At 33.2% G+C, this 11,701-nt stretch carries 8 protein-coding genes; 5 read left to right on the top strand and 3 right to left on the bottom strand.

Features of this window, described 5'->3' with window-relative positions; all coding sequences use genetic code 11:
- Positions 1-95 precede the first annotated feature (95 nt).
- Positions 96-1,574, bottom strand: a complete 1,479-nt coding sequence (gene proS, locus Q4Q47_RS01860; protein ID WP_303304954.1) for a proline--tRNA ligase — start codon at positions 1,572-1,574, stop codon at positions 96-98.
- Positions 1,575-1,673: 99 nt separating this feature from the next.
- On the opposite strand from proS, the gene Q4Q47_RS01865 reads away from it, so the two are divergent.
- From Q4Q47_RS01865 to yidD, 5 genes are all read left to right on the top strand, one after another.
- Positions 1,674-2,810 carry a hypothetical protein gene (locus tag Q4Q47_RS01865; protein ID WP_303304955.1) on the top strand — a complete coding sequence of 379 codons (1,137 nt, stop codon included), beginning with the start codon at positions 1,674-1,676 and terminating at the stop codon, positions 2,808-2,810.
- Between the two features lie 67 nt (positions 2,811-2,877).
- Positions 2,878-4,377, top strand: a complete 1,500-nt coding sequence (locus Q4Q47_RS01870) for an OmpP1/FadL family transporter (RefSeq protein WP_332243945.1) — start codon at positions 2,878-2,880, stop codon at positions 4,375-4,377.
- A gap of 181 nt (positions 4,378-4,558) precedes the next feature.
- Positions 4,559-5,236 carry a GTP cyclohydrolase I FolE gene (gene folE, locus Q4Q47_RS01875; protein ID WP_303304956.1) on the top strand — a complete coding sequence of 226 codons (678 nt, stop codon included), beginning with the start codon at positions 4,559-4,561 and terminating at the stop codon, positions 5,234-5,236.
- 37 nt (positions 5,237-5,273) lie between these two features.
- Positions 5,274-6,755: a cysteine--tRNA ligase gene (gene cysS / locus Q4Q47_RS01880; RefSeq protein ID WP_303304957.1), complete on the top strand. Its 1,482-nt coding sequence runs from the start codon at positions 5,274-5,276 to the stop codon at positions 6,753-6,755.
- A gap of 89 nt (positions 6,756-6,844) precedes the next feature.
- The gene (gene yidD / locus Q4Q47_RS01885; RefSeq protein ID WP_303304958.1) at positions 6,845-7,081 is read left to right on the top strand and encodes a membrane protein insertion efficiency factor YidD; all 237 of its coding nucleotides are present in this window, start codon (positions 6,845-6,847) and stop codon (positions 7,079-7,081) included.
- Between the two features lie 208 nt (positions 7,082-7,289).
- Here the strand turns inward: yidD and Q4Q47_RS01890 are convergent, their stop codons facing one another.
- Positions 7,290-10,436: a DUF5107 domain-containing protein gene (locus Q4Q47_RS01890; protein ID WP_303304959.1), complete on the bottom strand. Its 3,147-nt coding sequence runs from the start codon at positions 10,434-10,436 to the stop codon at positions 7,290-7,292.
- 52 nt (positions 10,437-10,488) lie between these two features.
- Positions 10,489-11,652, bottom strand: a complete 1,164-nt coding sequence (locus Q4Q47_RS01895) for a DUF4249 family protein (RefSeq protein WP_303304960.1) — start codon at positions 11,650-11,652, stop codon at positions 10,489-10,491.
- Positions 11,653-11,701: the final 49 nt, after the last annotated feature.

Below are 11,701 nucleotides of genomic sequence, written 5' to 3' on the forward strand. Positions count from 1 at the left end.
TCAAATAACTAACAATGTCTCCATTGCGGATGCAAAAATACAACTATTTTTAAATGTCACAATAGCTAGATGAATTTTTTTAAAAAAAAATTAAATTAGTATGCTTTTGCAAACAAAACTCTACCCTTTGAAGGGTTTCCTGAATACACACAAACACCTTCTACTTCTTTCATATCTAAAGGAATACAACGAATGGTTGCTTTTGTTAGTTCTTTAATTTTTTCTTCCGTCTCATTTGTGCCATCCCAGTGCGCAGAAATAAACCCTGTTTTGGTTTCTAAAACATCTTTAAATTCCTCAAAAGTGTCCACTTCTGTAATATGGGTGTTTCTAAAATCTAAAGCCTTATTAAATAAAGCCTCTTGAATTTCTTTTAGTAAGCCCTCAACGGTTTCTACTAGCTCTTCTAAATTAACCGTTTGTTTAGTTAATGTATCTCTACGGGCAATTTCCACAGTGCCATTCTCTAAATCTTTAGGTCCAATAGCAATTCTCAATGGAACACCCTGTAATTCATGTTGTGCAAATTTAGCACCAGGTCTGTGAGTGGTTCTATTATCAAATTTTACAGATATATTTTTGCCTCTCAAATTGCTTAAAATACCGTTAGCAACTTCAGTAATAGCGTTTAAATCCTCTTCACTCTTATAAATAGGCACAATAACAACCTGATTTGGTGCCAAGCTTGGTGGTAAAACCAATCCGTTATCATCACTATGTGTCATAATTAATGCTCCCATTAACCGTGTAGAGACACCCCAGGATGTTGCCCAAACATAATCTTGCTTTCCTTCTTTATTAGCATACTTAACATCGAAAGCTTTGGCGAAATTCTGACCAAGAAAATGAGAAGTACCAGCCTGTAACGCTTTTCCGTCTTGCATTAAAGCTTCTATACAGAAAGTCTCTTCTGCTCCGGCAAAACGCTCGCTCTCAGTTTTCACACCCTGTATTACAGGTATAGCCATGAAGTTTTCAACAAACGTTGCATATACATTATTCATTAATTTTGTCTCAGCTATGGCTTCGTCTTTCGTTTCATGTGCTGTATGCCCTTCTTGCCATAAAAACTCTGCTGTTCGTAAAAATAAACGCGTACGCATTTCCCAACGCACTACATTGGCCCATTGGTTTATTAAAAGCGGTAAATCTCTATAAGATTGAATCCATCCTCTATAAGTGTTCCATATAATAGCTTCACTTGTTGGTCGTACAATTAACTCCTCTTCTAGTTTTGCTTCAGGATCTACTCGTAGTTTCCCTTTCTTATTTGGGTCATTTTGCAATCTATAATGTGTTACAATGGCACATTCTTTTGCAAATCCTTCAGCATTTTTTTCTTCTGCTTCAAATAAACTTTTAGGTACGAATAACGGAAAATAGGCATTTTGATGCCCAGTCTCTTTAAACATTTTATCTAATTCCGCTTGCATTTTTTCCCAAATTGCAAAACCATAGGGTTTGATGACCATGCATCCTCTAACTGCCGAATTCTCAGCCAGGTCTGCCTTTACAACCAATTCGTTATACCATTTTGAATAATCTTCTGCTCTACTGGTAAGTTTTTTGCTCATATCAATTTTTTGGCACAAATATTGTGACTCTGTTAAATAAAAGAATAGTTTAGCAAAACTAACTATTTTTGTTACGTTCAACAATTAAATTCTAGAGATATGCAATTTAACAGCTACTTAAAAGAGAAAGTGTCATTTGTAGCCATTCTTGGTTTGCTATTTGTTTTAGCATCATGTGGTTCTTATCAATATGTCGGTGTGGACGATGATGGTATTTATGGCAATGCACAAAAACAAGTTAATGTTGAAACTCCTTCACCAGGTAGAACAGTTGTTGAAGTGCCAAACAGTTCTAAAAGCAATTACTATCAAAATCATTTTAGAAATAAATCTTTAGAAGCTGAAAACATGTTTTCTGATGATGCCATTTTTACTGATATTGATTCTTACGAAGGAAATAATTATGTTGAAAATGATACCTTAGCTAATGACTACCAAGGTTATGCGGGTTGGGGGCAAAATAGTAATAGTGTTACTATTAACTACGTAGACAACGGATGGAATAACTGGGGTTGGAATGCAGGATTTGGTTGGGGCTGGAATAGATGGAATAACTGGGGTTGGAATAGATGGAACAACTGGGGATATTATGATCCTTTTTGGTGTCCTCCTTATTACGGTGGTGGATTTTACGGAAACTACTGGGCTTACAATAGCTACTACCGTCCTTATAGACATTATGGTTACTATGGAAATAACAGATATTACAGCAGAAGAAATGTTGCATATAACACTAGTAGAAGAGGAAGTTACTATGCAAATAACTCAAGAGGTTTAAATAGGAATAATATTAGTTCATCCTCACGTCGTAGCTCAGTAAGTAACCTGAATAGGCGTACAACTACTTCAAAATACAATACGTCAAGGAGAAGCAGTACTGGTACTACAATAGCAAGATCAAATAATACAAGAAACTACAATTCTAACGGAACTCGCAGATATACTACCAATACTCAAAGAAGAACTGTCGCTTCGAGAACACCATCAGCGAATTCAGTAAGAAGGTCATCATCTTCAACAGTAAGAAGAAATTCAAGCACTGTTTATAGACCTTCCAGTACTAGCAGAAGCTCATCTGGTAATAATGTTTCTAGGAGGTCTTCATCTTCCAGAAGTTCAAGTTACACACCAAGTAGAAGCTCTAGATCCAGTTCTGGTAGTGTCAGATCTTCATCTAGTAGTCGTAGCTCAGGAAGTCGCAGAAGTTCTGGATCTTCAGGAGGCAGACGTCGTTAAAATTAAAAAAAAAGAAAAATACAATCATATGAAAAAGTTATGTTTACTGTTCATAGGTGTCCTATCTATGTCCACAATTTACGCTCAAGATATTAGTGACGCTATAAGATTTTCTCAAGATGAAATACAAGGAACAGCTCGTTTTAGAGCATTAAGTGGCGCTTTTGGTGCCTTGGGTGGCGATATGAGTGCCGTTAGTTTAAACCCAGCTGGTTCAGCTATTTTTAGTAGAAGTCATGCCTCCTTTACGGTATCAAATATAGATACTGAAAACAATACGCGATATTTTAATGGCGTCAATAATTCTAATGACTCTGATTTTGATATCAATCAAGGTGGAGCAACTTTCGTATTCGCCAGTAATAATAGTTCCCCATGGCGAAAATTCACAATTGGAATTGCTTATGAAAGGACTAATAACCATGATACTAATTGGAGAGCAAGTGGCTTAAACACAAATGATGATGGCAATTTCAGCAACTCAATTGCTAGTTATTTTTATGATTTCGCAGATGGTAAAAGATTAGATGAAATATCTGCTTTACCAGATGAATCATTAAGCCAGGCTTATCAAGACATAGGGGCTGTTTATGGGTTTGCTCATCAGCAAGCATTTTTAGGCTTTGAATCATTTATTCTTCAACCTGATGACATTAATAACGATGCCAATACAACATATTCTTCCAACGTAAGCCCTGGGAATTTCGACCATAATTATTCTTATTTAGCAACAGGATATAACGGTAAAGTAACATTTAATATAGCAACTCAATATGAAGACAATTTATATTTAGGATTAAACCTAAATTCGCATTTTATTGACTATCGACGATCTAGTTTGTTATTTGAAAACAATTCAAATGCGGGGTCTATCGTTAATCGTATAGAATTTGAAAATAATTTGTCTACTACAGGTACCGGTTTTTCTTTCCAATTAGGAGGTATATTAAAACTATCAAATGAATTTAGAGTTGGTGTTACTTATGATTCCCCCACCTGGTATACCATAGAAGAAGAGACAACGCAATACTTAGCTACGGTAAGGGATGATGCAGGTTCTAATGTTACACAAGTTATAAATCCTGATGTAGTTAATATTTATCCGCAATACAAACTACAAACGCCTGCAAAATTAACAGGAAGTTTAGCATATGTTTTTGCAAAACAAGGGCTTATTAGTTTTGATTATTCTCGTAAAGATTATAGCCAAACGAAATTTAAACCAACTTCGGATGCTTTTTTTGCAGATCAAAACGATATTATAAGCAATATATTAACTGATGCTGCAACCTATAGACTTGGTGGTGAATACAAGCATAAACAATTTAGTTTTAGAGGTGGTTACCGTTTTGAGGAAAGCCCATATGTAAATGGTTCCACTATTGGTGATTTAAATGGCTATTCTTTAGGAATTGGTTACAATTTTGGGAATACGAAGTTAGATATTACTTATGATCAATCTGAACGTTCCTCAGAGACACCTCTGTATAATGTTGGATTAACTGATATTGCTAATATAGACCGAACAAATTCTAATATAACCTTGTCTTTAAGTTTCAATATTTAAAATATATCTGAATTAAAATATTATTAAAAAGCTTGAATTGTAAAAGTTCAGGCTTTTTAATTTAAATGTAATTTATAAGCTAATTTAGAGACAAACACTCATATATAATAATTTGTTAAGACAAAACATAACAAAAGTGTTTTACTTATCTTTGCAGACTAAAAACACCACTTTTTAGCTAATGAAAATTGAAAATAACATAGAACAATTCGAATCTTTAGGAGATGACCATATTGGAACTTCTTCAAACACACCACTACGAAATGATGCCTTTAAACTTTCTAATGAAGAAAAAATAGACATTATTAAAGATGATGTGCGACATATTATGGAAACTTTAGGTCTCGACTTAACAGATGATAGCTTAAACGGTACACCTAACCGTGTTGCTAAAATGTTTGTAAAGGAAATTTTTGGAGGATTAGATCCTAAGAAAAAACCAAATGCTTCCACATTTGAAAACAAGTATAAATATGGGGAAATGCTTGTTGAAAAGAATATTACTGTTTATTCAACTTGTGAACACCATTTACTACCTATCGTTGGAAAGGCTCATATTGCTTATATTTCTAACGGAACTGTTGTTGGTTTATCTAAAATGAATCGTATTGTAGATTATTTTGCTAAACGTCCACAAGTCCAGGAACGTCTTACTATTCAGGTAGTCAAAGAACTTCAGGAGGTTTTAAAAACTCAGGATGTTGCTTGTGTTATAGATGCCAAACATTTATGCGTGAATTCGAGAGGTATTAGAGACATTGAAAGCAGCACAGTTACTTCAGAATTTGGGGGGAAATTTAAAGAAGAAGCAACACGTAGAGAATTTTTAGATTATATAAAATTAGATACTAAGTTTTAATTTATTTTTAACCATAACCAAATCATTATAATTTAACATGCAACTTTTTCAGCATCAACAAATAAAACTATACAATTCACTTACAGGCAAAAAAGAAACATTCAAACCAATTAACGAAGGTTATGTGGGTATGTATGTTTGTGGCCCAACAGTTTACAGTAATGTACACTTAGGCAATGTAAGAACTTTTATGTCTTTTGATATGGTATTTAGATACCTAAAACATTTGGGATACAAAGTGAGATACGTTAGAAATATTACGGATGCCGGTCATTTAGAAAATGATGCTGATGCTGGTGAAGATAAAATCACTAAAAAAGCACGTTTAGAGCAAATCGAACCTATGGAAGTTGTGCAACGCTATACGGTAGATTTTCACGATATTCTTAATACACTTAATTTTTTACCACCTAGCATAGAACCTACAGCTACTGGTCATATTATTGAACAAATTGAATTGATAAAAAATATCATCACTAATGGATTTGCCTACGAGGTAAATGGCTCAGTCTATTTTGATGTACATAAATTCAATGAAACTAACGATTACGGAAAATTAAGCAAGCGTAAACTTGAAGATTTAATTCATAACACACGTGAACTTGATGGACAAAGCGACAAAAAGAACCCACAAGATTTTGCGCTTTGGAAAAAAGCGGAGCCACAGCACATCATGCGTTGGCCTTCTCCCTGGAGTGATGGTTTCCCTGGGTGGCATTTAGAATGTACAGCCATGAGCACCAAGTATTTGGGAGAACAATTTGATATTCATGGTGGTGGTATGGATTTAAAATTCCCGCATCACGAATGTGAAATTGCTCAAAACGAAGCTGCCAAAGGAAAATCTCCTGTTAATTACTGGATGCATGCTAATATGCTGGAACTTAACGGGCAGCGTATGTCCAAGACTACAGGAAATACTGTTAACCCTGATGAGTTATTATCAGGGAACAATAAATTCTTTAGTAAGGCTTATGGTCCAAGTGTTATTCGTTTCTTTAATGCACAATCATCCTACCGAAGTGTTTTAGATTTAACTGATGATGGTTTGTTAGCAAGTGAAAAAGGCTTTTATAGATTGATGGACGCTGTTAACCTTTTAGATGATTTAAAGCCTTCTAAAGCTTCTACAATTGATATAAATGCATGGAAACAGAAATGTTATGATGCCATGAATGATGATTTTAATTCACCAATTTTAATTGCTCATTTATTTGAAGCTGCTAAATATATTAATCAAATTAAAGAAGGTTCTGAAACATTAACTACCGAAGACTTAAACACTTTTAAGACTACCATTAATAACTTTGTTTTTGATGTTTTGGGTCTTGAAAATGCTAGTAAAAGTGACTCTGGAACTGATAAGTTATCTGGAGCTGTAGATATATTGATTAAATTACGACAAGAGGCCAGAGCAAATAAAGACTTTGCTTTGTCAGATAAAATCCGTGATGAACTTGCAGAAGTTGGTATTCAACTTAAAGACGGTAAAGACGGCACGACGTTTTCGACTAATTAAATGTTTTTGTCATTCCGTACTTGATGTGGAATCCATTTATAAAAATTAAGTTTCAATTAAAAAGATTCCTGCCTTCGCAGGAATGACAAATGAAAAAAATACTCATTGCACCGTTTTTGTTTTTGATAAAAGTGTATCAAACACTAATATCACCATTAACACCTGCAACCTGTAGATTTCAACCAACATGCTCTCACTACACTAAAGAAGCCTTACAAAAACATGGGTTATTCAAAGGTGGTAAGCTGGCTATAAGGCGTATTTTTAGTTGTCATCCTTGGGGAGGTTCTGGTTATGATCCTGTTCCCGAAAAGGATGACAACTAAAAACTTCCCTACGCGCCTACTCGCATGTTCTCTAAAAATGTCCACTGTGCATTTTCTTAACGTTCCCGTAGTTTGTCTGTTATCAAGAGCTACAGATCTGAACCACTAAGTGTGAAGTTTGTATTTTTTGTCATGTACTTAGCAACATTTTAATTTTATAAATTATAAATTAAATCATATTTAAATCACGTTAAATTCAACTTTCAATTCAATAACTTAAAGATTCCTCTATAAGAGACCATAGGTCCTCATTAATATGACTATCTTTCTTTAATTTCGAAAGCTGTTTTTTATCACCTTTAAAAAAGGCCATAATTAATTTATAATTTTTATTTCCATCTGAGTTTTCTATAGTTGATACCAACTTATTTGTTTCTGCATCCCAACCTAATTTTTTAAGAGCCAAAAGACCAAATAAACTATTAAGGCCGTATTTATTTATATTTTTATTCGTGTAATCAACTACATCTTTTAATAAATCTCCTTTCTTGTTATCATTTTTAAGCTTTTCAAAACAAACTGCAAGAAGGTAATCTTGAAGCCTATTGTCGACATTATAGGGTTTTCCAACTCCCAAATTTTCTGGCCACTTCTTTGAATCGATTAAAAGTTGAATCGCTTTTTTGTATTTTTTATCCTGAATATTTTGATTTGCTAAAAATACGTGTGAATCAAAATAAAGATTTCTACTTAACTGTGCCAACTCTGAAGGCAAAACAATGATGTTTTTTAATACATTTATACTTTCATTATATTTTTTTATTTTAACCAATGTTTTCGCATATACTAATTTTATATTGTAGTTCTTTGGGAACTTTTTAAATGCTTTTTTACTACTTATGTAAGCTTCATCATACTTATTATTTTTCAAATAATACTGAATAAGCTCATCCCAAGTTTTCCAGTCATTATCATTTAACTCTATAGCTCTTTTATAATCTTGAAGTCTGTCTTCATAACTTCCATCTTCTAAATACGCTGCTCTGAATCTATAAAAAATATCCGAATCTGGTTCTGTAAAACTATTTCTCAAGAGTTCTTTCCCTTCCTCAATTAAGCCCACAGCGATATAGTTTTGGGCCAAATAGTACTTTAATTTCCAATGCGTGGTTTTATGCATCGCCCATCTTAATACAGGAATTGTTTCTCTTCTATATGGTAAAACAAAATCTGAAGGCATTGCAACGATATCTTCTAAAAGTTGTTGGCTTGCTTCATCATTTTGTTCTTTTAATAAATATGCTATCCATAGCTTTATTTTTGCATGTTCCTGATGATTTTTTAATACTACAATTGCTTCATTGGTTAAGCCGATATTTTCATATTGTATGGATAACTCTAATGCTGTTTCAATAGGAAATTCATTATTAAAACCTAACTTATCGTTTTCATTATTTTTAAATAAGACATGTTCATTTTGAGCAAAGTGATTTATAGGATCGATACTTAAGATGGACGTCAATTGATCATTAAAAGCGCCAATATTGTTTTGTTTTCTTGCTAAAACTATTAACACTTTTCTTGCGTTAAGATTATAAGTATTAAAATCTAAAGCTTTTAAAGCATATTCTTTTGCCCTATCATTATTATTAAGACTTAAATGTATCTCTGCCATTTGAGCATACGATACTGAACGGTATTTCATACCTCGGGCTGCCCAACCTAAAGATTCTAAAGCATTAATATAATCTTTTTTAGCTCGATAAATAATCCCTGCTTTATAATTAGCTTCTGGATTATATGTATCCATTCTTAACACCATATTGGCATACTCCAAAGCTTTATTATAATTGGTCTTTCTATATTCCAATTCAGCCAATTTAACCAACGCTTCTTGATGTGAAGGATCTATTTTAATAAGCTCTAATAAGTTTTTAAAAGCCTTCTCGTATTCTCTATACTTTATAGCTTCCCACCCATCGGTATATAATTTTTGTGATTTTGAAACTTGCAATGTAGTGTCTGAATAAAAAGGTCTTTTTATTAAAGATCTCTCTACGTTTGTTGTATACTTTAACTTATTATCACCAATAATGACTTTAATTTTATCAGTAGGTTTGGATGCTATTTTTTTGGAGAAGACATCCATAGGATTCATCTCCAATGTTTCATTTATTATTTTTTCATCATTAACAAACACTTGAATATCTTCATTTAAATTCTGAAGTGAATTAACTCCTATATAAGTTTCCCTTTCGAAATGTTGAACATTCAATACGCCATACTCTGAAGCGTCTACCATACCATCAATATTTTTAAATGGAAACCAAATTTCTCTCCACCTGTCCATAGCATGAGGCTCGAAATTAGCTTGGGCTATAGGATTTTTTTCTTTTTCTGGAAAATATTGATTAAAGAGTCTCCCTGCCTGAAACTCAATATACTGCCCATCTGTATCAGTAAGTAACCCCTCCCAAACACCTCCAGAGCGTGATAAAGCCCATAACCAAAGTTTTTGTCCAGGCATTTCTTCGTATGGTGACCAATGACCAAAACCAAAATTTGTATCATGATAATAACCTCCAAAAAAGTCTTTATAATCACCTACAATATGATATGATTTATGTGGACCAAAATTATTATTCTTATAGTGAGATAATGTTCTTCCTGCTTCATCTATAGGCCAAAGTTTTGCATTTCCTCCATGCTCAAGGTATTTATTTCCAGGTATAAAAAATTCTAAATCATTTTTAGCTACAGCCGCAGCGGTCATCCAATTATAATAAGCTTGGTTTAATGGCGTTGGATTATACCATGATGCTTTGGTTTCAAAATAGGCTTTGTCTTTTTGTAAATTAATCTCAACCCGCCATTCAGTTCTTGATGGTAAATCCATTGTCCCCACTATACAGCTAACACTTCCATCTTTATTTTCTTTAATAGCATAATCTACAGGGGTCGCTGTTGCTGGAGTATGCCCAATAATTCCGAAATTAAATTCTACACCACCAGAAGTCCATGGACCTCGCATAGCAATGTTTCTAAATTTAAGAACATCGTTTTTATATATAAACTCTTTGCCTGTTTCCTTTTCTATGGCTCCCCAAATTTTCCCACCAACTTCTGGTAAAACCCATAATTTAATATAATCATTCTCTAAAGTAACTACTTTCCATTCTTTATTTTTGGCCGCATACTCATAACCTTCAAATTTAAAATAAGGGTATATTTTTGGATTTTCTTTTAGTATTGGGACCGGGTTTGGCTCATCAAATGTATATGTTTTTATGTACTGAACCGATTCACTGATTTTAACTGATTGCGCATTTAAGAAAGGGGCTGAGCACAAAACCATACAACATAAGAAGAAAGGTCGTATCATTTGAACCACCAAGTAGCTATATTTTTTTATCATTTTAATTATATTTTTGTTTAGTAATGATTAGTCATCTTTATTTTTTCCTTCATTATTCTATCCATCCTTCAGGTTCAATTCCTGTTCTAAATCTACTTTCTTCACAATTTGCAAAAAGAACTGTACAATCTATATTTTGTCCTGGGCAAACTAAATCAGATGTTTCAAATTGTATTGCATTTCTTTTTTCAATAGGGTCTTCTACAATATTTGTTCGATCAATAAACAAAGAAACTTTTGATGCCGATGTCGCTGTAAATCTTCCAAGAACATATTCATCAGCATCATCCGGATTAAACATATTACCTATGAGAGCAGCTGGTGGTGGAGCATTAAGGTTACTATTATTCTCTAATAAATCTTTTAAAATTTTATAATATTCATAAGCAGAAGAGGATAATGAAAACTGTTGAAGTTCCACCACAATATCTTCTTTAGTGTACAAAGGAACATCTGCAATAAGCAAACCCTTTGTTATAATACCATTTGAAAATTCATCGCTAAAAATTTTAATTCGATTATTATATCTAATGTTCCAGCAATCTGTGTCACAGGCATAAGAGAAAGAAGCACTTGTAAAAGATTGAGGGTTATCTATACATTCTCCATTTCTAAAAATAAGACCTCCAGAACATTCATGGCAAATACGCAGTTTTTCAAATGATCGAAAATCCCAATAATAGTAATTTTCCTCATCAACTGAATCGACTACATCTACTACAATTGCATGACCTGGCACGAACATTTCGTCCGTATTACTATAAAAAAGTTCACGGCTGTAAGTTATTTTAGGGTTACTAATTGGAAGAGATTTTAAAATAGTTTCTGATAAAGATTCATAGCGTTTTCCATTAGGAAGGGTAAATCCCATTTTCCAAGACTCTCCTTCTTTGGCAACAAAATCAGCAGGAGGTAAATAAACACCACTTACCCCATCTAAGTTTACAACTTCATCTGTATCTGTATTTATAAACCAAACGGTGGCATCTTCAATTGGGGTATTTAAGTTCTTAGAAGTAGATAAGTTTACATATGAAACCCCAGGTATTGTTGATACTATACCATCAACCAAAACGAGGTCATCTAAAAAATCAAATTCTGGTTTTACAGCTGTAATACAGGTTATGTTTTGAAAAACTACAATACAACAAAAAACACTCATAATCCAAGGTTTAATCTTTTTAAGTAATTTTTTTGAGTTTTTTTTACGTTTCATAAATTTATCTTTATTTTATTGTATCTGAGCAAAGCAACACAAGTGTTTT

Source organism: Flavivirga spongiicola (genome assembly GCF_030540825.1).
Lineage (GTDB): Bacteria > Bacteroidota > Bacteroidia > Flavobacteriales > Flavobacteriaceae > Flavivirga > Flavivirga spongiicola.